26 protein-coding genes and 5 tRNA genes are annotated in these 22,387 nt (G+C 32.6%); 12 read left to right on the forward strand and 19 right to left on the reverse strand.

The features are described from left to right. Both ACWVCY_RS12845 and ACWVCY_RS12850 read right to left on the reverse strand, forming a co-directional pair. A partial coding sequence (locus ACWVCY_RS12845) for a UbiA family prenyltransferase (RefSeq protein ID WP_455143231.1) occupies positions 1-350 on the reverse strand: 350 nt, incomplete at its 3' end. A 49-nt stretch (positions 351-399) separates the two neighbouring features. Beyond that, positions 400-777, reverse strand: a complete 378-nt coding sequence (locus ACWVCY_RS12850) for a hypothetical protein (RefSeq protein ID WP_455143232.1) — start codon at positions 775-777, stop codon at positions 400-402. 110 nt (positions 778-887) lie between these two features. Here ACWVCY_RS12850 and ACWVCY_RS12855 point away from each other — a divergent pair, with 110 nt between their 5' ends. Then, positions 888-1,301, forward strand: coding sequence for a hypothetical protein (locus ACWVCY_RS12855; protein WP_455143233.1), 414 nt, complete (start codon positions 888-890; stop codon positions 1,299-1,301). On the opposite strand, the gene ACWVCY_RS12860 is transcribed toward ACWVCY_RS12855, so the two are convergent. Both ACWVCY_RS12860 and ACWVCY_RS12865 read right to left on the reverse strand, forming a co-directional pair. Further along, positions 1,279-1,980 (reverse strand): acetate--CoA ligase family protein, encoded by a 702-nt coding sequence (locus tag ACWVCY_RS12860; RefSeq protein ID WP_455143234.1) that lies wholly within the window; start codon positions 1,978-1,980, stop codon positions 1,279-1,281. The two genes, ACWVCY_RS12855 and ACWVCY_RS12860, sit on opposite strands and share 23 nt — an antisense overlap. A gap of 76 nt (positions 1,981-2,056) precedes the next feature. Beyond that, on the reverse strand, positions 2,057-2,965 hold the full coding sequence (locus ACWVCY_RS12865) for an ArsR family transcriptional regulator (RefSeq protein WP_455143235.1): 909 nt from the start codon (positions 2,963-2,965) through the stop codon (positions 2,057-2,059). A gap of 325 nt (positions 2,966-3,290) precedes the next feature. Here ACWVCY_RS12865 and glmS point away from each other — a divergent pair, with 325 nt between their 5' ends. Next, positions 3,291-5,120 (forward strand): glutamine--fructose-6-phosphate transaminase (isomerizing), encoded by a 1,830-nt coding sequence (gene glmS / locus ACWVCY_RS12870; protein WP_455143236.1) that lies wholly within the window; start codon positions 3,291-3,293, stop codon positions 5,118-5,120. Between the two features lie 49 nt (positions 5,121-5,169). Here the strand turns inward: glmS and ACWVCY_RS12875 are convergent, their stop codons facing one another. Beyond that, complete coding sequence (locus ACWVCY_RS12875) at positions 5,170-5,487, reverse strand: hypothetical protein (RefSeq protein ID WP_455143237.1); 318 nt, start codon at positions 5,485-5,487, stop codon at positions 5,170-5,172. A 249-nt stretch (positions 5,488-5,736) separates the two neighbouring features. Next, the gene (locus tag ACWVCY_RS12880) at positions 5,737-6,240 is read right to left on the reverse strand and encodes a hypothetical protein (RefSeq protein WP_455143238.1); all 504 of its coding nucleotides are present in this window, start codon (positions 6,238-6,240) and stop codon (positions 5,737-5,739) included. A 251-nt stretch (positions 6,241-6,491) separates the two neighbouring features. Here ACWVCY_RS12880 and ACWVCY_RS12885 point away from each other — a divergent pair. Continuing rightward, a tRNA-Gly gene (locus tag ACWVCY_RS12885) sits at positions 6,492-6,565 on the forward strand. Positions 6,566-6,607: 42 nt separating this feature from the next. On the opposite strand, the gene prf1 is transcribed toward ACWVCY_RS12885, so the two are convergent. The 7 genes from prf1 to ACWVCY_RS12920 all read right to left on the reverse strand — a co-directional run bounded on the left by prf1 (position 6,608) and on the right by ACWVCY_RS12920 (position 11,062). Beyond that, positions 6,608-7,834, reverse strand: coding sequence for a peptide chain release factor aRF-1 (gene prf1 / locus ACWVCY_RS12890; RefSeq protein WP_455143240.1), 1,227 nt, complete (start codon positions 7,832-7,834; stop codon positions 6,608-6,610). A gap of 141 nt (positions 7,835-7,975) precedes the next feature. Beyond that, positions 7,976-8,977, reverse strand: coding sequence for a hypothetical protein (locus ACWVCY_RS12895; protein WP_455143242.1), 1,002 nt, complete (start codon positions 8,975-8,977; stop codon positions 7,976-7,978). Positions 8,978-8,998: 21 nt separating this feature from the next. Further along, positions 8,999-9,685: a UMP kinase gene (gene pyrH / locus ACWVCY_RS12900; RefSeq protein WP_455143243.1), complete on the reverse strand. Its 687-nt coding sequence runs from the start codon at positions 9,683-9,685 to the stop codon at positions 8,999-9,001. Between the two features lie 158 nt (positions 9,686-9,843). Next, positions 9,844-9,967 (reverse strand) — tRNA-Phe (locus ACWVCY_RS12905). Between the two features lie 86 nt (positions 9,968-10,053). Continuing rightward, positions 10,054-10,242: a 50S ribosomal protein L37e gene (locus ACWVCY_RS12910; RefSeq protein WP_455143244.1), complete on the reverse strand. Its 189-nt coding sequence runs from the start codon at positions 10,240-10,242 to the stop codon at positions 10,054-10,056. Positions 10,243-10,289: 47 nt separating this feature from the next. Then, positions 10,290-10,529 carry an LSM domain-containing protein gene (locus ACWVCY_RS12915; RefSeq protein ID WP_455143245.1) on the reverse strand — a complete coding sequence of 80 codons (240 nt, stop codon included), beginning with the start codon at positions 10,527-10,529 and terminating at the stop codon, positions 10,290-10,292. Between the two features lie 400 nt (positions 10,530-10,929). Beyond that, a tRNA-Glu gene (locus tag ACWVCY_RS12920) sits at positions 10,930-11,062 on the reverse strand. Between the two features lie 196 nt (positions 11,063-11,258). Between ACWVCY_RS12920 and ACWVCY_RS12925 the strand changes: the two genes are divergently transcribed. Both ACWVCY_RS12925 and cutA read left to right on the forward strand, forming a co-directional pair. Next, the gene (locus ACWVCY_RS12925) at positions 11,259-11,603 is read left to right on the forward strand and encodes a hypothetical protein (protein ID WP_455143246.1); all 345 of its coding nucleotides are present in this window, start codon (positions 11,259-11,261) and stop codon (positions 11,601-11,603) included. A gap of 11 nt (positions 11,604-11,614) precedes the next feature. After that, positions 11,615-11,935 (forward strand): divalent-cation tolerance protein CutA, encoded by a 321-nt coding sequence (gene cutA / locus ACWVCY_RS12930; RefSeq protein WP_455143248.1) that lies wholly within the window; start codon positions 11,615-11,617, stop codon positions 11,933-11,935. Here the strand turns inward: cutA and rtcA are convergent. Together rtcA and ACWVCY_RS12940 are read right to left on the reverse strand one after the other, a co-directional pair. Further along, entirely contained in the window at positions 11,932-12,966 is a 1,035-nt protein-coding gene (rtcA, locus tag ACWVCY_RS12935) for an RNA 3'-terminal phosphate cyclase (RefSeq protein WP_455143250.1), read from the reverse strand. The two genes, cutA and rtcA, sit on opposite strands and share 4 nt — an antisense overlap. Before the next feature lie 120 nt (positions 12,967-13,086). After that, positions 13,087-13,248, reverse strand: coding sequence for a 50S ribosomal protein L40e (locus ACWVCY_RS12940; protein WP_455143252.1), 162 nt, complete (start codon positions 13,246-13,248; stop codon positions 13,087-13,089). Positions 13,249-13,831: 583 nt separating this feature from the next. Between ACWVCY_RS12940 and ACWVCY_RS12945 the strand changes: the two genes are divergently transcribed. Further along, on the forward strand, positions 13,832-14,119 hold the full coding sequence (locus tag ACWVCY_RS12945; protein ID WP_455143253.1) for a hypothetical protein: 288 nt from the start codon (positions 13,832-13,834) through the stop codon (positions 14,117-14,119). Positions 14,120-14,185: 66 nt separating this feature from the next. Here the strand turns inward: ACWVCY_RS12945 and ACWVCY_RS12950 are convergent, their stop codons facing one another. Beyond that, entirely contained in the window at positions 14,186-15,289 is a 1,104-nt protein-coding gene (locus ACWVCY_RS12950; protein WP_455143255.1) for a hypothetical protein, read from the reverse strand. 79 nt (positions 15,290-15,368) lie between these two features. On the opposite strand from ACWVCY_RS12950, the gene thiL reads away from it, so the two are divergent. Together thiL and ACWVCY_RS12960 are read left to right on the forward strand one after the other, a co-directional pair. After that, entirely contained in the window at positions 15,369-16,382 is a 1,014-nt protein-coding gene (thiL, locus tag ACWVCY_RS12955; protein ID WP_455143257.1) for a thiamine-phosphate kinase, read from the forward strand. Positions 16,383-16,457: 75 nt separating this feature from the next. Next, positions 16,458-16,562 (forward strand) — tRNA-Gly (locus ACWVCY_RS12960). Positions 16,563-16,641: 79 nt separating this feature from the next. Here ACWVCY_RS12960 and ACWVCY_RS12965 read toward each other — a convergent pair. Next, a complete protein-coding gene (locus ACWVCY_RS12965) occupies positions 16,642-17,400 on the reverse strand; it encodes an RNA methyltransferase (protein ID WP_455143258.1) in 759 nt (252 codons plus the stop codon). 183 nt (positions 17,401-17,583) lie between these two features. On the opposite strand from ACWVCY_RS12965, the gene ACWVCY_RS12970 reads away from it, so the two are divergent. The 3 genes from ACWVCY_RS12970 to ACWVCY_RS12980 all read left to right on the forward strand — a co-directional run bounded on the left by ACWVCY_RS12970 (position 17,584) and on the right by ACWVCY_RS12980 (position 19,696). Continuing rightward, a tRNA-Leu gene (locus tag ACWVCY_RS12970) sits at positions 17,584-17,743 on the forward strand. A gap of 281 nt (positions 17,744-18,024) precedes the next feature. Continuing rightward, positions 18,025-18,666, forward strand: coding sequence for a hypothetical protein (locus ACWVCY_RS12975; protein WP_455143260.1), 642 nt, complete (start codon positions 18,025-18,027; stop codon positions 18,664-18,666). 10 nt (positions 18,667-18,676) lie between these two features. Beyond that, positions 18,677-19,696, forward strand: coding sequence for a hypothetical protein (locus ACWVCY_RS12980; protein ID WP_455143262.1), 1,020 nt, complete (start codon positions 18,677-18,679; stop codon positions 19,694-19,696). A 96-nt stretch (positions 19,697-19,792) separates the two neighbouring features. Here the strand turns inward: ACWVCY_RS12980 and ACWVCY_RS12985 are convergent, their stop codons facing one another. After that, on the reverse strand, positions 19,793-21,187 hold the full coding sequence (locus ACWVCY_RS12985) for a tRNA (N(6)-L-threonylcarbamoyladenosine(37)-C(2))-methylthiotransferase (RefSeq protein WP_455143263.1): 1,395 nt from the start codon (positions 21,185-21,187) through the stop codon (positions 19,793-19,795). Between the two features lie 11 nt (positions 21,188-21,198). On the opposite strand from ACWVCY_RS12985, the gene ACWVCY_RS12990 reads away from it, so the two are divergent. Beyond that, positions 21,199-21,336, forward strand: coding sequence for a ribbon-helix-helix domain-containing protein (locus ACWVCY_RS12990; RefSeq protein WP_455143265.1), 138 nt, complete (start codon positions 21,199-21,201; stop codon positions 21,334-21,336). Between the two features lie 36 nt (positions 21,337-21,372). Here the strand turns inward: ACWVCY_RS12990 and prs are convergent, their stop codons facing one another. Further along, on the reverse strand, positions 21,373-22,320 hold the full coding sequence (gene prs, locus ACWVCY_RS12995) for a ribose-phosphate diphosphokinase (protein ID WP_455143267.1): 948 nt from the start codon (positions 22,318-22,320) through the stop codon (positions 21,373-21,375). Positions 22,321-22,387: the final 67 nt, after the last annotated feature.

Here is a 22,387-nt window from a genome sequence, read left to right on the forward strand (position 1 = left end):
AAAACGACTAATAAAGTCGTTGATGCTAATATTACTATCATTACTAAAAGTCCCATTTGAATAGTGATAACTCCAGAAGGAAAAGGTCTATTTTTTTTGTCGGGATGGGATTTATCCTTTTCACGATCTTTAAAGTCATTGACAATATAATTTAATGATGAGATTAAACAGAGGGCTATAAAACCGATTAGAACAGGAATCCAAGTGTCAATTCGGAAAATATTACGAGAGAAAAACAAACCGAAAAAAACCAATAAGTTTTTATAGTATTGATGAGGTCGTAACAATCTTACAATGCCTTTTAATCGTATTAGATTTGAAATTTGATCAGTACTCATTTCTACTTCCATGTTTGTATCTCCATGAATTCTAGGTGATCAATTCTTCTATCCCGATTGATTAAGATTTTATTTTGTTATTATAGCTCATAAATTCGAATAAAATCATACCGGGGTCGAGATTATCTCCTATTGCAGCAATGATAGAGTCTGAATCCATCCAAAGAACAACTAGATATCGATTTTTTCGTCCTTCTTTTGCTACAATCCCTCTCTGGTTTTTCATAACCATCTCATATATCTCATTATTAGGTAATCGGATCGGCATTGCTATATCGGATTCTAAAACGGGAATAAGATTTGATTTTATAAGAGCGTCTGAAATATCTAAATCCCCAATTCTTTCTACAACCTCAAAATTCTTATTAAATCTTACTATTGTTCTTAAATTTAGTTCTTTTCGGATAAATTCTAGTGAATTCAGAGTTTCCTTCGTCATTATTATCAATTCTATTTGATACACAAATAAAATAAGTAATTTTGTGTTAGTCTGAGATATAAACTAATATCTCTAGAAACAGCTAGATTATCAGAGGAACGAAACGAATAATGAATTTGACTCCCTTTCAACGGTTTGAATTGATAATCATTCCAATTACAGTTCTTATAAGCCAAGTTTTCATTGTTTTATTCGGACTAAGTATAATAGGGGAGAATATTATAAATATTATAGGACTCCCAAGCATTTTTGGTTATTTATTGGGAGTCATCGTTGTATATATTTTGGACAGAAAACAGCAGATTCGAAATTTTCTTCAAGTTGAACGAATCGTTAGATCATTAGTTTTATTGGGAGGTTTTATACTTATTCCAATTATTTTAAGTCAGAATTTTAAGATAATTCCAATATTTTCGATATTTTCGGTGTTAGCATTAATTTTTGCTTTACTTGGGGGAATTCTTAGTTTCCTTTGTATTTTACTTCTTTGGCGCTTTTCAGTCATGCAAAACTTTTCAGAATAATCCGAGCATCGACTACAGATACACCTTTATCGCTAGCAAAAACAGGATTTAAATCTAATTCCTCTATTTCGGGATTTTGGTCAATAAATTGGGAAGTTTTAATTAAAAGATCAATTAATGCCTTTTTGTCAACAGGAGGTTGACCACGAATACCATCTAAAATTTTAGCTGCCTTTATTTCAGATATCATTTCTGTTGCATCCTCCCGTTCAATTGGAATCAACCGAAAAACAACGTCTTTTAACACCTCAACGTATATCCCTCCTAATCCAAAAGCCAAGATTGGACCAAACATTGGATCTTGTGTTGATCCAATAAGAAGCTCGACTCCTGACTCCATTTTTTCCACAATATATCCGTCTATCTTCACTTTTGGATGCTTTTCTTTAATCTTTTCTTGCATAACTTTAAATTGTTCTTTTAAATCCGTCTTATTCCGAATTCCAGTAATTACTCCTCCAACATCAGATTTATGAACGATCTCTTCAGAGCTAACCTTTATTACTACTGGATATCCTATTCTATCAGCTTCTGAAAGTAGTTCTTCTAGATTTGTACCAAAACCTGTTGGATTTACAGGAAATCCTTCATTAAATAATAATGACTTCGATTCTTGAACAGTAAGAACATTTCGTTTTTGCTGCATGGCCTTTTTTATAACCTGTTCGGTTTTTGACATATTCTTCACATCTCTTTTCCATTTTTAATGGATATTGTTAAAGTCTGAAGTCAATTGAAATCTAAGGATTCCATGACTAGTTACCTTTAATATTAGTTTCTGCTATTTGTATCATGATCTTTTCTACCTCACTAATTTCTTTTCCATTTGAGCTTTTTCCCTTTATAACAGTAATGAATTCAGCATCCTTAACTAACAGATGATAGGAATCAGTAATTATGGCATGAACAGCTGCTTGTGTTCCTAAACTTCTCACACCTGCGAGAATAAGTACCCATTTTTCGTTTTCACGAATTATTGATATAATCCCGTGAGAAGGTTCTGCAAACTCTTTATTTTGGGCTATAATTCGATTTTCTAAAAAATATACTCCAAATTTTTGCTTTAGATGGGAATTCAAATATTCTGTTAGGATATTTGTTATAGGACCACCTATAAGGATAAGGTTATCAGTAATTTGAGGTGATTTCATCCTATAATTACTATCAGTCATAACAAAAAATGGGGAATAGGGGATTTGTTGAATTGGAAGATGGCTTCCTAAATACCAACAGATATCTCCAGCTAAATACCCATCACGAGATAACGCATCAAATTTACCATGAGGTTCAGCCGCTCCTACGATGATTTTTCCAATAAAAATCTCATTGAGGCAATATTTGTCTCGCATAATCTCATTAAAGACACTTGTTTTCTGGAGAAGTGCATTTTGTTTTATTGAAAAGGTGAAGTTTTGAGCTAATAAACCAAATAATTTTACTTTTCCACGATTTACCTTTTTCTCACCTAGTGAGATTATTAAACCAGCATTACGTAATAAATTTAGATGATAATGAACTTTGGATTCGGAAAGATTCAATTCCAAAGCAATTTGTTTTGCATACATCTGACCTTCTTGAGCAATCAGTTGTAGTATTTGCCAACGAGTTTTATGGGCAAGAACAATAAAATTTTCTGCAGGAATAAGGGAATATTCACGTGTCAATAGCAAAACCAACTTATTAAAATCAATTTAAGTGATCAATCTTTTTGACTACTTCAAATTATTCTAGAGTGGTTATAACTTTTTTCCCTCCTACTGACCTCTCCTCAAGGTTACTTCATATTCTGTGTATATTCTAGATTTCTCATGTTTCCTTCTTCCTTCAATTTAATGGAAATCTACATTAATCGGATTTTATGATTTATTATTTCAACTAAATCTAAAGGCAATACATTTAAACCACAAAAGATTGATTTTATCTGGATAACTTGGGAGAAGTAATTATTTTCAATTCAGTTTGATAACCTGCTAGGTGGAAATTAATCTTATGTGCGGAATCATCGCAATCACAACAAGTTCAAACACTAAAGTTTCAAAATTGATAACAACAGGGCTCAAGCGACTAGAATACCGAGGTTATGATAGTGTAGGAATTGCTACGATAAACCAAGGAAAAATTGAAACCCTTAAAGATGCAGGAACGATTGATAGAGTAAACCAAAAACTAAATTTTGAAAATTTAGAAGGATCAATTGGTATTGGACATACCAGATGGGCAACACATGGTCCTCCAAATCAAATTAATGCTCATCCACATGCTGATTGCACAAAAAAAATTATGGTAGTCCATAATGGTATCATTGAAAATTATTTAGAAATAAAATCAGATTTGGAGAGAAAAGGGCATATTTTTACTTCTCAAACGGATTCGGAGGTAATTGTTCATTTAGTAGAAGAAGAATTGAAATTAGCAAATCCTCCTAAGTCAGTTATTCAGGCTTTTAAAAATACGATAACAAAATTAGAAGGAGCATATGCAATAACCTTAATCCATACTGATGAACCTGAAACAATATTTCTAGCACGAAAAGATAGTCCGCTTGTAATCGGTGTACAGGAGGATACTAAATTTGCAGCTAGTGATATACCTGCATTTCTTGAGCATACTAAGAAAGTTATAATATTAAAGAATGGTGAAATAGGAGTAATTACCCCAAAAACTGTTTATATTGAGAAAAACGGTTTTCGGGTTCAACCTAAACCGTTCATTGTTTCTTGGACTGCAGAAAGTGCACAAAAGAGTGGTTACCCTCATTTCATGCTTAAAGAAATTCATGAACAACCAATAGCCTTGAAAAATACCATAAATATTGATAGTGAGGAATTATCCAAAGCTTCGAAAAAAATACTTGAGTCTACACGGATAGTATTCTTAGCATGTGGTACTAGCTATCATGCAGGGCTTTCGGGATTCCATCAAATTCAAAGGATACTTCCAAAAAAACCGATTTATCCCATTATAGCTTCAGAGTATGAAACTTACTCCCATCTAATTGATGAAGAAACATTGATCATAGCTATTAGTCAGTCAGGAGAAACATTAGATGTAATGAAAGCGTTAAGCGCTGCAAGAAAGAATAAAGCACAGGTTATATCTTTAGCAAACGTAACAGACTCATCTATTCCCAGATTAAGTCATATTTCATTATATACAAAAGCTGGCCCAGAAATTGGGGTAGCTGCTACCAAAACTCATACCGCACAGGTAGCACTCCTCGCTCGTCTAGCAATACAACTCGAATTTGAAGCTGGAGAATTATCAAAAGATGATTATTCAGTTCAGGTTGATAATTTAGTACAACAAACACCTCAAATTGTTAGGACTGTAATAAATCAAAATGAACTCAAAGCTAAAAAATTGGCTTCAATAATTCAAAACCAAAACCATTCTTATTTCTTAGCACGTGGTCTTAATATGCCTGTTGCTTCAGAAGGGGCCTTAAAACTAAAAGAAATCTCATATATTCATGCAGAAGCTTTTCCAGCAGGTGAAAGTAAACATGGACCAATAGCTATAGTGGAAACCAATTTTCCTATTGTTATGATAGCTCCCGATGATTGGACCACAAAGAAAATGCTAGGGAATGCTGAAGAAATGAAAGCTAGAGGTGGATACATAATTTCTGTAACGGAAAAAGATCATAGAATAACGGAACGATCAGATTATTCTTTTTTTATACCAAAGGCTTTTTCGCCTATTATTAATCCGATCTCCTATGTCGTTCCCTTACAAATGCTAGCATATTACACAGCTGTTCGCCGAGGATATGATCCTGATAAACCCAAAAATTTAGCAAAAACCGTAACAGTCGAATGAAAGTGGTTCAAGATTCACATTATGCAATTAATCAAAAAAGACGAGTCAATTATTTTTCATTACTAATTACACTAGTAAATACTGGAGTTTCCTTTGATACATGAGACTCATTCTGAACAGGTATCCTATAAAATTTATGTTCATTTCCTACCTGTACACAAATAGCTCCAGGTAAGTGATGACTCGGATCAAGATGTTTAGAAAAATCATGGAAATGTTTAACGATTTCATCTCGTGTTTCTGAAACTGCTATCACCTGACTCCCATAAAGTAATACCCATTTTCCTTTGCAGATAGCCTTACGTAGAAGTTCTTGAATGCTCCAATAAGATTGTTCTTCTCGTAGAAAGTGATCTAAGAGAGTCAACTACCTACTTCCACTTTGTTCTTAAAATATGTATTTAAAACTTAAGAACCATGTTTATACTTCACAAATGGGTTAAAAAAGCTTTTTGTTGGTAGGATATTCAATATTTGAAAAGCCCAGAATGAGATTAGAAGAGACAAATAACTTTAAATATAACTCCTCTGAAATAAACATTCGAAAAAGTCAAAGATATTATATGAATATAAATCGAGAGAAGAAGAAACAGTAAAAGGAGAGAAAACTGAGAGTTTATATTGGTTCAAATAATAACCAAAAGTGAATTCCAAGACCTATACAAATTGCCATAACAACTAAACGAATAGATGTTCCAATGAGACGTTCTCTTATAGTACGATCTTTACTTGTCTCCACAAAGAAAATTAACCAGATAGTCGAAGAAATCCCTAAGAGAGAGAAGAGAAGAGCAAATGGATAATATAACCCCTCATCTATCAAACTGTTCCATGATTTGAATTCAGGAGTGGTTGTGGTATTAGTATCCTCGGTTGTTGTTGGAGTTTGAGTAGTAGTAGTATTTTCTGTAGTTGTGGTTTCGTTTTGATTAACTGCTAAGGGAATGTTTATTTCTAATGAAGCTAATTGGGAATCCTCTAAGGAAGATGAATTATTGTATTCGATGCTTTCATTGATAGAAATGAAAAGACATTGAGAAAGAGGGGTAACTAAGAAGCTCAAAAATGCACTCAGAGCAATTAATGTAATTAAATGGCGTTTAAAAATCTTAGAGATCATGTTTCATCGTTACTCCAAGAAATGGACTGTGAAATTAGGGTATTTTATCAATTCTTGCTTGAAAAAGGGAGTTTAATAAAAGTTCCTTTAAGTGATCCAATACTAGAAATTTCTCTTTAAAGAAATTTAATAGTAGATATTTCTGATAAGGCTTAAGAAATGAAAGGTAAGCACCTTGAATCAGTGAAATGGATTCAATTAAGTTACAAATAATATCATATCATAATTGGATTCTTTGAAACAATTGAAAAGCGCCGATAGTCTAATCTGGCTAGGACTCCAGCCTTCCAAGCTGGCTATTCGGGTTCAAATCCCGATCGGCGCATTCTATTTTATTTAGTATATTTGAATTAATCCATTATAATTTCTAAACTGGAGAGTAACGTAATACAGCACATATCCCTCCAAAACTTTGAATTTGACGCCCTTCTTCAGTTTGTGGATTGATTATCTCTACTCGAGCTCCAATCTGTTCAGCAAGCTCTCCTAAGTCCATTATTAAATCTTTTTCCTCGATTTCCCAATTTGATGCCCGACAATCTGGACATTGTATTTTTTGAACATTTAATTTATATTCATCAAATTCGGAAGGATTAATAGTCTTTTCTTGAACATAATCGCAGTTTCTACACTTTGATTTCATTCGAAGTTTTTCTAATCCACCTGAAATTAAAAGTAACTCTACTGCTCCCATTTCAAGGTTTTTTCGAATTTCATTCTCACCATAATTAGCTTTTCCTTCAAGTAATGCATCCATAAACTTTTTTACAAGGTGTTTTTCCTCCATTATAGCTACTCCCTCGAGTACATCAGCAGAACTCGCAACTAATTCATTTATCCCGCTTTGATCTCCTCCATAACCTAAATCTTTCATTCCAACAATCTTTGCTCGTAATCTATTGTCAAAGTGATCAATAATTTGGTCTTTAATTTGTCCAGGGCCTCCAATAATTACTCCTTTTAAAATAATATCTGCATCCTCAATAAAAAATGTCTTCATATCATCTGCAACTCGTTTTAAAAATCGTGCTACAGCCTCCTCACGTAATCGTGAGAATCGAACACTACTTTGACCTCCTTTTCGATGTTTTTTAGCTGCTCCACTTCGAGTAGTTTTAAGGATCTTTACTTGATCACCTCTGAGAGTTGCAATTGTAGCTTTGGCTGAATCTATAGCTAATAAGGCATAAACATCTTTCTCAATATACTTGTCTAAAATATGTTCAACATGAAAACGATTATCACAGACATAAAGCTTCCTAGATATTGGTTCCTTAGGTTCAAAAACGAATGATTCAAGCTTTCCAGATTCAGTAACGCCTGAAAATAGAGCTATACCAGAATCAGGAGATTTTTGTCCGTAATTTTTGAGTGTTTGAATTACATTTTTTAACGCTGAAATGACATTTTTTTGAGTCGTTTTACTCCGAATATTGGTTGCAGTACCCATTTCATCGCTTAATTCTTGAATAAAATCGGAAACAGCACGATTTGGGGGAATGTAGAGTGAGACTAAACAGGTACTACCATCTTGTGATTGTTTTTGCTGTAACTCAGTTAATTCCTTGCCTAATTTATACTGTCTATAGCTCATTTTGATTCCTCTATTTTCAAATTTATACTTTCAATTCTTTTCATTGTATCAAGAATGGGTGAATTTTTCAATCTTAATGCACTAATTCGATGAATATTCCAAATGGAGATATTATAAACTAATTTTCTATATCTTTTTGATTTATTTCCCTCTGTCTTTAAAAATTGAAATTAAGTGGGGATATAACATTATCAGTTCTTTAAGGGACAATTGGTTCCAATCACATATTGGACAATATTCAACCAAATCAATACAAATCAAATTAGCTGAACTCTCTTTGATAATCCTTTTTAGTGTTTTGAAAAGATATAGCAAATCTAAACTTTGTTTTTCTAAACTTCTTAATTTATTTTCTTGAAATTTTTTCAAATCAGGGAAAAAATTTAGTATTTTACCCACTAAATATTGGTTAGGCTTATCTTTACTTTGATTAAGTCTACTTGCATCCATAAGGACTTTCGATAACCGCTGTTCGAAAGTATTTGCATGACCAATTAGATATTCTCGATGCCAATAATTGGAATATCCTAAATAATCATGCTGTGAGAGTGGAAAGAAATCTAAATCAATAGTTACATATATTTGTTTACCTCGGATCCATGATATAAATTTTGGAGTTGTTAATAGTTCATCAGGATTTTGAAAAATAAATGGAAATATATTAGAAACATGGATAAGATCAGAGTTTGTTTCGGCCCAACCACCTATCAATATAACACTAGATGCTAGTTTCTCTGTGATCCACACATTATTGATTATAGTACGATTCTCAAAATCAAAGTGAGCATCAAATGAGATGACAGCAAAATTTTTCTTATATTTAATCAAATTTGATTCTGCAATGTAACGAGAAGGAGCATGTGAAGTAGCAAGGTTTATGAATTTCCTGTTATATATATAGAAGCTGTCATTTAAACCTAAAAAGGTATTTATTCCTTGTAATTGATTGTATGGATAGCCTAAAAAATGAGATCTCATTTCAGAGATAAATGATTCATCAATTAATCCATCAAACGAAAATTTTGGAAAATTGTGTTTTAATTGCAGAAACTTTGTAAAAGCCCAAAATTCTTCTATCCAAAAGCGACTATATCCATAAGTATGAGGGGGAATACATGTAGGGTAATAATTCTGTGAAGGCATCTTTTCTCTTGATCTTATTTTTCAGAAAAATGGATTCTGAATTATAGTTCCTATATTCTTTCCATCAATCGCTTGCTCGATTTTAAAAACTTTTTTAGAGCAAATAACGATTCTAATGTTGGTTCTTTCACAAATTTTGGCAGCGATGAGTGTAAATGGAGCATTGGAACCTGCTTCTAATGAAAGGGGAGATATGACTTTATAAAACTCTTGATAGGTTAAATGATCATACTTTTTTGCATCAGAATGTTTGTATGGATCTTTATCATAAATTCCCTCTACGTTTGTGACATTAATTAAAATCGGGGATCCATAGAGGTCAGCTAATATTGCAGCATCTTCATCTGTCTTGATGGCTGGTAAAAAACCTCCAGATATTCCTATATCATATTGTTGTAGAAATTTACTCATTTCCTTAACTGTTGTAGGTAAAACAGGAGAACAATGTCCTTTAAAATAATATGTAAGAAGCTGGGCATTTAACCAAGTTGCTGCAATGCCCATATAATCTTTCTCTCCCTCTGTTAATCCAGCAGGTAACCCTTGAATATATTGACGAGCAATCTTTCCGCCACCACATACAATCATAAATTTAAATCTAGGAATAAATTTCTTGAGCATTACGGCAAAGTTATTCAAAAATTCAGTATCAATTTCGCCAGGATTAATAATAGATCCACCCAAGGAGATTGTAATAACTGGTTTCATATTCTTCTCACTATCTCCATTAATTTTTGTAAGAAATTATTAATTTCTTATCTAGTTAAGATTTAAAGATTTTCATGGAAATCTAAAATTTTATATTTTGACAACTGATAAATAGCAAAAAAATCACGGAAAGTAATCCAAAAAGCAAATAAAGATAGTGCCGCGGGTGCGACTTTCAAACATAAACTATTTTGATTATGTTATTTGAACGCACGGCAACTGGATCTTCAGTCCAGCGCTTACGGGTACCAAAAGGGCTCTCCCGGGCTAAGCTACCGCGGCTTCAATATATAATGAACATTACGAGAATCCCAATCAAAGGGTTAAATATTTTTACCCAAGAATTCACTTTTGAGTAATATATCCAATTAATTATTACGACGTCGATTATTGAATGTTTTCTGTTGCCAGGCAAATCGGCGTATTTTTTGACTAGGAAATCCACAATATGAACACTTTCGCTTCCTCTTATGATATGATCTATTACCACACCGTCTACATGGCATATGAGTTCGTTGGGAGGTATGTTTACCTCGTGCAGCAGTTCCTTTAACCATTTTTATCAACCAACTTTATTTATGTTTTAGTGAAAGAGGATCTCGCTTTATGGGGGCGAAATAAGGATTACATTATCACCACGAAGAATAATGCTTCCTAGTTGTTCTGTGACTGATTCGGTTCCTTCTTCCTCATCAGCAGGGTGGATTAATTCAGCCTCTTCTAAATAGAGATTTAAGTGAGGATCATAACTCCGCAGGATTCCACGGACCTCACGTCGACCACGAACTTTAAGAATAACTTTTTTATTCAGGGCTGATGTCAACACATCTAAAGGTCTACTCATTTTCAATCACATTACTTTGAATTCAGATATAAATGAAATAATTCATGAAATTTTAATCTCTAGTGAAGTTTAATAAAAAACTACACTGTAAGAAACCCTTCTTCTTAAAATTTTTAAATAGATTTATGGTGTGAGATGAAATGATTCTGAGGAAAATTGTGATAAAAAAGACCCAATGAATATAAAATTTAGATTCTTTAGTACTTAAAATTGAAAAATGAGAAATAGCAACTTGGGGAGTTGTACAAAATATTTTCATTCTGAAAAATTAAATACTTATTTCTCTTGGTTTAAAGCACTTATTGCCTAAAATCAGTATAAATGGGTCTAATTTAGATTATATACTCATTTTTTTAAAATATTCTTGATAAAAACAATAATAGGTTTTTAAAGAAAAGAATGCTCCGACCGGGAATTTCAGTCTGTTTCCTCCGAAAAAGACATTTGAACCCGGGTCTTCGGGGCGAAAGCCCGGAATGATTGGCCGAGAAAGACAGCACGACATCTCTTGGGCCGAGCTACACCATCGGAGCAAAATTTCCTCTATATCTTATGTGAGTAGGCAGGAGGGGAAGAATATTAAAAAATTAAAAAACCTTGTTGCACTACTCTGGGTGGGCTTCATTGGAATAATTTCCAGTTGCTATACCTGATAATCGGTCATATACAGCGAATCTTTATTAAACTTCGTAAAAAATGGTCAATTGATATAAATCGAGGTAAGAATGAGTGGCGTCGTCAAAAAAACGTAAAAAACGTAAAAAAAACTCAGAACGTTCTATTAACAGACAATTTTTTGGCGAAGCAATAACATTTCTTTTAGAAAGAAGCCTAGAAAATCGAATAAAGAATCCAGAATATGCAAAAGATCTATATCTCTCTGCACGTAAAATGGGACAAAGAGGCCGGATGCATCTACCACGAAAGTATCATATGTTATTTTGCCATTCATGTTCTACCCCATTTAATGTAAATACTGTTAGAATTCGGATAAATAGCAAAAAACAACAAATCCATTATTACTGCTTGATTTGTCATCAAGAAAAAAGATTTGGTTATGGAAAAAAATTATAAGGATGATAATGTTGACGGTTTTTGTAGCTATATACTCTACTTTTCCTAATATGGAAAGTGCGAAACATTTTGGTAAAATTTTGGTTGAACACAAGCTAGTTGCTTGTGTTAATCTTATTGGCAATATTTTTTCAATTTATAGATGGCAAGAAACCATTGAAGAAGATTCAGAGGTAATTTTCTGGGCAAAAACGCAAGAGACAAAGATTGAACCAATTTATGAATTACTGAAAATTCATCATCCTTATGAACTTCCTGCATTTGTAATTTATCCTATCAAATCAGGTTCAGAGCCCTATTTGAGTTGGTTAATAGCGGAAACTTCACCTTAGACATCGATTGAGACATTATAATGTTGATTTTTTTCTTCAACACTTATAGTTACTCCTAATATTTCCATTAATAATTCCATATTGGTTTTAGTATGATTTGTAATTATTGGAGTGGTAAAAGAACTGTTCTGATCTGCTAACGCCATAACAGGAAGAATTTGATCAGCTAAATAAGGATCTACAACGCATCTCCGATTGAAGGTAAAAAGAAAACGGTTTCCAGCTTCTTGTCCTACTTTTTCAGACGAAACATGTCTTTCACCTATATAATCAGCTCCAATCACACCATTCGTAAGATTGGAATAGATTAACACCCCAGATCCAGGGTTCCATGCGTCAATATAATTTAATGTTTCATTTAGAGGAATATTCAAGTTATTGAGAGACTTTTTAATGGATTGAATTTGACGTTCTCCAACTCTGGCATTCCGGAGATGATTGGTTGAATATGATTTAATAAAAATTTCTTTCGGATCCTCAAAATCAATTAGAGAGGCCCCAGAAATTTTAGATGGAACTTGGAGAGCAGCAATCACCTCTGCTCCTCCACGTGGGAAAAATCCATGACGATTAATTTCCAATTCATAGGATAGACCTAAATTTCGAAAAACCTCCCAAGTAACATATTTTATATAAGGGAGAGTAGGAGCCCATTTACCAAACGTTGCTCCTCCTTTAAAATGTAATTTAGTAACGGAATTTTTAGAAGCAATGAGAGCGAGCTGAAACGATTGAAGGATCAATCCAATGCTCCCCGCAGTAGAGATAGAGATTGTTAATTCTGATTTCCAATTATTTGATGGACGAAAAAAAAGTGTTTCGGATCCTAATCGATCCCCTTCTAATTCTCCACCACAAAGTAAAGCTATTGCCTGAATACCCATAAGATGCTGAGTTTGTAAGCCAGGATTAGGACGATTTTTTCGAATGTTAATTATTTTGATCGGTTCTTGAGTAACTAGTGCAAGAGCGGAAACTAAGCGTAATATTGCACCGCCTCCTTCACCTTTACTACCATCAAAAGTTTGCAAGATAAACCCACAAGAAATAGTGATTATTAAAAAATAAAAATGATTAGTAAAGAAATATTTTGATAAGAAAAAAATTCTTATCTTTGGGTAATACCAAGATAGTAGAATAAAATATGAGTTTTAACCAGCTCGTTCTCTACGCTTTGGGCGAAGTCTTGTCGATCGGCAACGTCGGCATTTGGTAGCATTCGGTGGATTTCGTGCATAGCACTTACGGCAAATAGTCATCTCTAAAAGAGCTTTTCGCACAACTTCTCGTTTCTCAGGATCAGTAATAGGCATTGTGTAGATTTCCATAACAGTGTTTTTCTTTCAAGACTATTTATTCTTTTAAAGAATTATTTATAACTAATTTATGGAAATTTTATAAGTTTAAATTAACTTTTTCATATAAAGAAAGGATTATTTATTTCATCAGAAGCATAATTCGATATTCTTTATGGAATTAGAGAAATAAATTATAAAATTTGGTCAAAAAAATATCATAGATAAAATAAGCATTAGCTTTAGCAGATATTATTTGAATGAATATCAATCTCTTCACTAAAAATTTATTATTTCACTTAATTATGCACCTAATAATAGTTTATTTCAGTTGTTTTTGATAATTATTTAGAAAACGCAGCTCATTGTTTTTATGAAAATATCAGATGAATAATATTGTCGGGTTTTAGATAATTCCATTTCCCCCCCACACCTAGACTTCGAGTGTATATTTGAAAAAATACGACAAAAAACTAATTTAAACAAGAATCAATTAAAAATTAAGTAATTATACTGGCAAAAACTTTTCCAGAAAATATTAATAAAGGATTAAAAACAAGTAATTACATGAAGAATATAGATAACAACGGTGGAAAAACTAATGCAATACTACATGAGTGTGTCAGAAATACAAGATCGAATCAAGACATTAATTACCCACTTTACTGCAAATCCCAATATGAAGTCACCATTCTTTAATCCTGAATTAGTCCGTTCAATCAGAAAAATGGTAGATCCAAATTTATTAAATAATGAAAAAGTAGCTGATGAGATAATCACTACCTTTCTAAACGCAATCATTCTTGCAGGGCAATTAGGAATCGACATTGAATCAAAAATTAATGAATACCTTATTCAATTAGAAAGAGAAGCCATTTTCGCGATGTAAAATAGAAAAATCTTTATTCTTGTAAATTTATCCACCTTGGAAGGTTAATTTCAAATTTTTTAATAATCATATAAATAAACTAACGATTGTACTTAAATCAGTCAAACCTAATGCCCAACTTAAAACCACTCCTAGAATTAAAGAACTAATTCCTCCAAATATAGGTAAGGGGAGACCAGGTAAAGCTCGTTCCTTTTGGAGAAGTTTAAAAGTGTACAAAACACCAATAAGTAATCCAATAAATGATAGAACGAGAGGAAAAGGACTAGCTAAGGAAATACCTATCACAACGGCTACACTTATAAGCATACTGAAAAAAGCGAAATCTCCTAGGCCTATATTAATTAAAGGAGTAGAATAAACCGGTAAAGCGGGAAATAGTGGAACAGGTTCATAAACTACATCTTGATCATCCCCTAAACTGGAGAGATCTTCGACTTCTCCAGCTGTTTTTCGACCATGATCTATAATCCCTTTTAATGGGCCACGAAAAACGGCATAGATATCATAAAACGATAATCCAATGAGTATCAAGAATGCTGTGAGTAAGGGGAGATGCAGGGCAAAGAGGGAACCGATCATTGCACCAAAAAATATCATCATAGTATTTCTTAACCAAATTTTATCAAAAGATTGTATACCAAAAGTAAGGAAACCTAGAATCGCAATCAGAATAGCAAAAAGATACAGAATTGGAATATAGACATCGTTAATCGTTTGCTGTATAATACTAGGCAAGAATCTCCAAATTAAATCTAATATTTTTGTGGATATAATACCACCAAAGAATAGTCCAAAAGTAAACCATGAAAAACCCATTAATAACGCAAAAAAGTAGGTCAAAAACCTCATAAATCCTTTTTTAATAATAAAAAGAACTATTATCCCTCCAATAAAGGCTATTAAGACATAATATAACATATTTAGAAAAGCTCCCCATGCAATACCACCTGGATCCTCGGGATTCTCAGGTATTGGAGAAATATCAGGAGGAGTAAAATCTGGAAACGTATCTTGAAGAATGTTGTAATAATCAAGAGTCAGCAAAGAGAGAATAATAGCAAGAACAAGTACAATAACAATGGGCTTTATAAAAGCACGAAAACGAGCTCTAGAGTCATCTATTGAAATGGAATCAAGTTGAGAAGCACCTTGGGTTAGATCGCTCATCTTATAATCAATTTAACCTAAAAAGGAAAGGTGAAAATAAAAATACTGGAACGATAACAATATATTGTGGAGATAAAATATGGGAAGTCTTAATCAAATTGGTGAGAAAAATATAATAAAACTGCTACAACCATATTTAGAATCAGTAAAAGATAGTGAAAAGAATGAAGATGCTTTTCTATATACTTCACGACCCCCATATAGGATGATTAATGTCGATACAATGTCTCGTTATTCAGATTTCCTTCCGAGACAAACTTATTTTCAAATTGGAGCGAAACTCGTTACCTTAACTTTTTCGGATTTAGCTGCAAAAGGAGCGACCCCTGATTTTTTTTTATCATCACTAGTAACTGATGAGTTAATAACAACGTTTGAACTAGAGGAAATAGCCAAAGGGATAAAAAAAGCAACTCAAAGATATAGAACAAAATATTTAGGGGGGGATTTAGGGGCAGCAGAAGAAGCAGTGTTTACAGGGATAGGCCTAGGTACAATCAGAAAAGGTACACCAATTCCTCGTAATGGAGCACAAGTAGGAGATTTACTTTATGTAACCAATTCATTCGGATTGACCTCAATAGGACTATCACAATTATTAAAAACGAATAATTACAAGAATCAAATAAAAATCACTGAAGAAATTGGGATATTGGCACTAAAAGCGCTTTATGAACCAGAAGCACAGATAGAAACAGGACAATTGCTTAGTAAGTATTCCTTAGCTAGTTCTTGTATTGATAGCTCAGATGGATTGGCAATATCTTTACATTGGTTAGCTCAGTTATCACAAAAAGGGATTCTCATTGAAGAAGTACCAATAGATCCATTATTAGACACTCAGATAAAATCGAAAGAACAAAAGCTACATTTAACCATGTTTGGGGGGGAGGAATTTGAATTAGTATTTACTGTACCAATCCCAAAAGAAGAAGAATTAATAAAACGATTATCAAAAAATAATATCTTCGTGAAAAAAATCGGACAAATTATTAACACTGAAGGGGTGTTTACAAATTACCTAGGAGAATTAACTTCAATTCCTAGAAAAGGATGGGATAGCTTTTCTAAATCGCTCTACCACGAAATTTAAAAAAACAGATCGAAATCAAAGATATAGATATTAGTTTAATCAATAATGAGAAAACAATGGTAATACGACTTTGAAGCGCCGATAGTCCAGTCTGGTAAGACTCCTGTCTGCCACACAGGTGACCTGGGTTCAAAATGCGTATTTCTTTAGAGAAATATCATGAAAGTCCCGGTCGGCGCATATCATTACTTATCTCAAAATATCTCTCTGAATTATGACACTAAATTTCTTAATATTTATTACTTCAGATTCTTAAATTTTAAGATTTTAAATTAAGATTAATCCATTTAAAAACACCCATTAATGTAGTTACTTCTCGACCTGTTACATAACCCCGTGAAAGGATATTTTCAAACGCTTGAATCGCCATTCGATGTTTTTCGGGATGATATTGTACAGTCGAGAGTAAATTTTCAAAATAATTGACTAAATGACGTCGTTCATCATAAGTTGAGGCACGATGATAATATTTCTTCACTTCGTTGGTCTCCCCTCGTTCAATAAGCAGTTCCCTAACAATATACAAAACTATGGCTACTGCATGGGATAAATTCATTACTGAATAAGTAGTTTCAGTAGGAATAGTTATCAGTAAATCACATTGGCTTATTTCTTCATTTTTTAAACCAAATTGTTCCCTCCCGAAGATGAGACCAAAGTTGCCCTGGGGTAGATCAGATTTTTTGAGTTTATCTAAATCTAACGATACACGAGACAAATTATAATCATGACCTATTCGAGCAGTTGTTCCAACAAGATAATCAAATTCTTCTCTGATCTCTGTAAATTGATACTTTAATATTGCTTGATTTAGAACTAAATGAGCTTTTCGAGATACAATGGAAATCTCGGAATCAGATAAATCCACTTGAGGGTTTAAGAGGATTAATCTAGAGTAACCAAAATTCATCATGACACGAGCAATACTCCCCAAATTTTGAGGTTTACTAGGCTCAATTAAGATGATAGCTGGAAAATCCTCATATTCAATTGGTACTTCTGGTATCTTTGTGTTCACGCTTTTTCATCTCTAATTTCGCTAGTTTGGGTGAGTTAAAGAATCTTCACTGTCAGGATTTAAGCCAAAACATTTGAAAAAAATAAATAAGGATAACTTTCTGAAAGGTGAGTTGTTCCATCGAGATCATAAAATTATTCTCGTTGAGAAAAAATGGCATTTACATGGTCTTACCCCTTTTATGCGGGGGTAGCCGAGCCAGGTCAAAAGTTAAATTGCATCTAGGGCTAGATGACGAGTTTCTTGTCTTCATGCGCTGACCAAAGGCGCTGGACTTAAGATCAACTTTTGATTAGATATCCAGTCACATAGGTGTGCGTGGGTTCAAATCCCATCCCCCGCATTTTTTTAAACTTTCAAGGAATGAATAAACTTTGAATACATCATTCTTCCTGAGTTAAGCCTTTGAAACTAGTGAAACTAAAATATCCTATAATAATGGATGATTCAAAACATTTTTTGACTCTTAAAACCCGAAAAATATGAGAAAGTTGTTTATTCTTCCATACAAAATTTTTAAGAGGAAAATTTGGATTTTAGTGTTTACTTCCTTAATAATTAGCTTTTTAAATCATATTTGATATTAGTCTATCTGAAATAGATAAATATTAAATGGTGTAAATTTTGCTTACATGGAGACCTAACTATCAAGAGTTCCAAGAAATGTTTGCAAATGACTATTGCTTGAAGATTTTACTAATAATCTATCAACAAAACCAAAAAAATATATTTCCTTGTGCAGCTGATGTTTCTAAAATCCTAGACATACATATTACTACTGTAAGCAAGTATTTAGAATTATTAACCAAATTTCATTTTATTAACAAAGATCAAATATTCAATAAGCCAGGAAAGCCATCATATTACAAAACTCAAATTGATGATTTAACAATTAATCTTGAATTCTCATTGATGGCTAAAAAACTTGATAAAATGATTCAAAAACCAAAATTTCAAAACGTATTAATTCGTGAAAAACCTAATCTCTCCCCACGAGTAGAATACCTTTTTAAAAATGATGGTACTATTAAAAAATTGATTGTACAGCAAAAAACAAAAGCAAAACGTATCATTCGAAGAAATATTGTACTTTCTAATATTGAAAGTAATTTTATGAAATATCTCCCTTATCCTACAATGGAGTTTCAGTCTTTCACAGACATATGCAACAACGCGGGGATTTATGATATAATAACCATAAAAACTCTTCTCCCCTTTCTTAAAAAATTAGAGAGATATAATATCGTAGAAATAAAACAAATTTGAGGCGATTTTAATGAATAAGATGTTGATGTCGAATAGTAATAAAATCCATACCAGAATTGCAGAATTTCGATCAAGACAAAAAAAGCAAGCTATCTTTGCTACTTCTATATGGTTGTTATTAGCAATGGGATTAACGGTTGTTATAACACCAATATTTCAGATCTATGAGTCACCATTAAGAAATTTGATTACATCATTTGTGATAGTTGTTGTTTTTCTGAGTTGGATCAGCTACATTCCATTTATTGGAATTTTAATTGTCATAATTCTTCGAACACGAAGTAAAAACTATCTAAATCAATTAATTCCTAATTTTGGTCTTTTAATAGTCATAACATTTGTAGCTCTTAGTCCTTTCATTGAATTGAAAGAAGATGACGTTATTACAATCATATTTACGGGATTTATGCTATTATTAATTATCCTTGAATCTATTTTTCTTCGTTCTGTCATTCAGGGGGCAAGACAAAATACGAAACCCTTATTTTTATGGAGTTTTTATCAAGATCCATTTTTCGCTTTCCAAGGAACCATCATTACACAGCATTCTTTATCAATTGAGGAAGAAAATGATGGTTATTCCCAAAGACCTTTTTTTCTTAATTTTTCAGAAATAATTCAGTTTTGTCCTACATTAAAACATTTTAAAGAAAAAATTAAAGATTATGCCTCATTTCTGACCGAAAGAAGTGAATTAGTTGGATGGGACTCTGAGAAAGATGTCATAAAACTATACCCAAGAGTTCTTATTGGAAAACCTGATCTAGGATTAGGAATTACTTATCTGTGGAGTATTCTGAAAAAAATGATCCGAAAGGTAGAACTTACCTATGTATCTATAAATTATGATAAAAAGGAAATTTCTCTTAGAATTAACAAAGATGATTATAACCTATTACATGATGTTACCTTTCATCTACTAGGACAATCTATATTGAATCAATTTAAACTTTCAATTATAGAATTTCTGAATAATAATCCAGAGAAAGCATACTCAATTCTTTATTTATCCTCAAAAGGACAAGAATAATTCTTATATATTAAAAATACCATAATACACACGATAGTCTCTTTTTATACTTAATAATAGAAGATCAAGTTATAGGGGGAAAGAAAATTCCATTTATCATTCCTTTACTTCTCCTATTAAATATATGGTTTTAGTTTCAATTATTTTAGCTCTAACTATCACCCCGAGACTTAAATTGGGATTATTAAAAAGAATTGGTAAATAAGAAGTGTTTCGACCTAAGAATTGTCCTTTCTTTGTACCATATTCATCTATTATCACTTTCCCCTCCCAATCGATCCATTGTTCAAGCTTTTTTTGCGTAATATTTCTACAAATCTTTGATAACTCTCGACTTCGTTGTGACTTAATATGAGTTGGGACCTTTTCTGGTAATCCACTAGCTTCAGTTCCAGGACGATCAGTGTACTTTGAAATATTGACAATTTCAAATTGGATTTTGTGTAATAAGTCAACTGTGTTTTGATAATCCTGTTCGGTTTCCCCTGGGAATCCGACAATGATATCAGTTGCTAATACTAAATCTGGAATATTTTTCTTCAATTTTGCTATTAGGTCGATAAAATACTTCATATCTTCTTTTCTTTGCATGGAACGAAGTATTTTATTTGATCCTGATTGGATAGGAAGGTGAAGGAATTTAAAAATGTTAGGAGACTGAAAATTCTGTATTAGTGGTTGAAGGAAGTTTTGTACCATATAAGGAGTCATCATGCCTATTCTAACAAAGAATTCCTGTTTGAAGTGATTAATTGATTCTATTAAATCAGTTAAATTAACTTGGGGTTTTAGATCTATCCCATATGTCCCAGTATCTTGTGAAGTTAACCAGATTTCACGCGAACCTGAAAATAATGCTTGCTTTATCTCTGTTAGAACATTTTCTTTAGCACGAGAACGAAGACTTCCTTTAGCTTTTTGAACTATACAGAAGGAACATTTTCCTAAACAACCGCGAGATATTTCAATTATGGTAATCACTGGATTATATTGACTTCGTCCTTTTAAATAAAGTTGTGACCAGACGTCTGAATCGGTATATTTAACTTCGGGGACATAATTATTATTCAAGAGCAATATGATGTCTTTGGCTACTTCAGGAAATAGCACTTTAGCATTTGGGATATTTTCTGTGATCCAATCCCGCATGACAACGGGTAGACACCCAGTAATTATTACCTCTTTTTCAAATGCTAAATTTAAAAGTAAACTTTTCATTCGATGCTCAGTATTTTGTTTGACTACACAAGTATTTACTATAACTGTGTTTGCTTCTTCAAAGGATTCTGTAATTTGATATTGATGTTGTTTTAAAGTGCCTATTAATCCCTCTGCTATTGCTTGATTAGCACTACATCCGAAATTTAAGACATGAATTACATGATTTGTCATTTTGGGGTCTTTCATAATTTTAGAAGCCACAACTGGTACAACTACGTAATCTTTTTTTAAGATCTGATTACTTGGAAAACCTGCCAATCCTTCAGTCATCCGTGAGAATCTTGCGAACAGTAACCATGTATGTTGATGAAAAAGACATTGACGCAATGGCAGAATTAGTTCGTAATGGAAAATACCCCAACCGATCAGAATTAGTCAGAGCTGCCATTCGTGAACTGATAGACAAACATCGTGGTTAAAATCCCTCTTATTTTAAATAATATATTCTAAATGGCTTAATTCATCCAAGAATGTAATTTTTGAATCCATTCAGCAAGTAAAGGAATAATGCTAATAGTAGTCAAACCTTCCATGTTACATCGGATAGTATCTGTACTAAATATGCCTCCAGAATTAACCGCTAACAACTTTTGAAAATTGGATGGTGAATGAACAGCATGAACATATGCAAAAAACACTTGTTTTGCTCCCTGTTGTTTTAAAAGTTTAGCTGCACCAATCATTGTACCTCCTGAACTTACAAGATCATCAACAACAACTATATTCTTTCCTTTTATTTCTAGATTTAATTTTGAGATTGTTTGAGTCACTTCTCCAGTATTTGGATCCCTTTCTTTGTGAATCGCTCCATGGAAAGGCGATCTAATTGCTGTTGCAGCTGCATAGGCTAAGGAAATTGCTCCAACATCTGGCGATAAACAAATTAACTCCTCACCTTTTAGAGATAAGTGATTTTGTAGACCCTTAATTAAAATGGGAATTGCAGAGATATCATAAGCTTTAGAATGAGTAAATATCTTTTGAATATCACTTTTTCCAAATATATGAGAATTTATAGTTAAGAAATCATCTATTCCCGCACTTTCTAACATTTCAGCTAGATATTGTATAGAAATAGGGTCTCCTCTTCGTGTTTCACGATCTTGTCTTGAATAAATATGATATGGAAAAATACAAGATATTCGAGCTGGATTATACTGTTTTATGTTATAAATCGTCCATAAAAGAGAAATTAAATAATCATTCTTATTTTGGTCAGCTCCCAGTTGTACAACCACCACCACATGTGATTCACTAATTTGGTTCTCATTTGAAAATACCAATCTAGGACATATTTCCCCATCAGGAAAAATACGTTCTTCAATGGCTATAAAGGTAGCGTTGGGGATTCTATCAGCTAGTAATCTAGCAAAATCAGGATGGCCAAAAATAATAAGTCCCATAATTTTTCCTCAAATAATAAGATGTTTCTTAGCAGAAAATTAGTAAATAAAAAAATTTGGTTTTCTT

The sequence above is a fragment of the Candidatus Hodarchaeum mangrovi genome, from assembly GCF_975850365.1.

What these genes read in the sequence shown, in the direction of transcription:
- ACWVCY_RS12850 (WP_455143232.1), bottom strand. Translation starts at nt 777, where the DNA reads ATGACGAAGGAAACTCTGAATTCACTAGAATTTATCCGAAAAGAACTA.
- ACWVCY_RS12855 (WP_455143233.1), top strand. Translation starts at nt 888, where the DNA reads ATGAATTTGACTCCCTTTCAACGGTTTGAATTGATAATCATTCCAATT.
- ACWVCY_RS12860 (WP_455143234.1), bottom strand. Translation starts at nt 1,980, where the DNA reads ATGTCAAAAACCGAACAGGTTATAAAAAAGGCCATGCAGCAAAAACGA.
- glmS (WP_455143236.1), top strand. Translation starts at nt 3,291, where the DNA reads ATGTGCGGAATCATCGCAATCACAACAAGTTCAAACACTAAAGTTTCA.
- ACWVCY_RS12880 (WP_455143238.1), bottom strand. Translation starts at nt 6,240, where the DNA reads ATGATCTCTAAGATTTTTAAACGCCATTTAATTACATTAATTGCTCTG.
- prf1 (WP_455143240.1), bottom strand. Translation starts at nt 7,834, where the DNA reads ATGAGCTATAGACAGTATAAATTAGGCAAGGAATTAACTGAGTTACAG.
- ACWVCY_RS12895 (WP_455143242.1), bottom strand. Translation starts at nt 8,977, where the DNA reads ATGCCTTCACAGAATTATTACCCTACATGTATTCCCCCTCATACTTAT.
- pyrH (WP_455143243.1), bottom strand. Translation starts at nt 9,685, where the DNA reads ATGAAACCAGTTATTACAATCTCCTTGGGTGGATCTATTATTAATCCT.
- ACWVCY_RS12910 (WP_455143244.1), bottom strand. Translation starts at nt 10,242, where the DNA reads ATGGTTAAAGGAACTGCTGCACGAGGTAAACATACCTCCCAACGAACT.
- ACWVCY_RS12915 (WP_455143245.1), bottom strand. Translation starts at nt 10,529, where the DNA reads ATGAGTAGACCTTTAGATGTGTTGACATCAGCCCTGAATAAAAAAGTT.
- ACWVCY_RS12940 (WP_455143252.1), bottom strand. Translation starts at nt 13,248, where the DNA reads ATGCCTATTACTGATCCTGAGAAACGAGAAGTTGTGCGAAAAGCTCTT.
- ACWVCY_RS12945 (WP_455143253.1), top strand. Translation starts at nt 13,832, where the DNA reads ATGCAATACTACATGAGTGTGTCAGAAATACAAGATCGAATCAAGACA.
- ACWVCY_RS12950 (WP_455143255.1), bottom strand. Translation starts at nt 15,289, where the DNA reads ATGAGCGATCTAACCCAAGGTGCTTCTCAACTTGATTCCATTTCAATA.
- thiL (WP_455143257.1), top strand. Translation starts at nt 15,369, where the DNA reads ATGGGAAGTCTTAATCAAATTGGTGAGAAAAATATAATAAAACTGCTA.
- ACWVCY_RS12980 (WP_455143262.1), top strand. Translation starts at nt 18,677, where the DNA reads ATGAATAAGATGTTGATGTCGAATAGTAATAAAATCCATACCAGAATT.
- ACWVCY_RS12985 (WP_455143263.1), bottom strand. Translation starts at nt 21,187, where the DNA reads ATGACTGAAGGATTGGCAGGTTTTCCAAGTAATCAGATCTTAAAAAAA.
- prs (WP_455143267.1), bottom strand. Translation starts at nt 22,320, where the DNA reads ATGGGACTTATTATTTTTGGCCATCCTGATTTTGCTAGATTACTAGCT.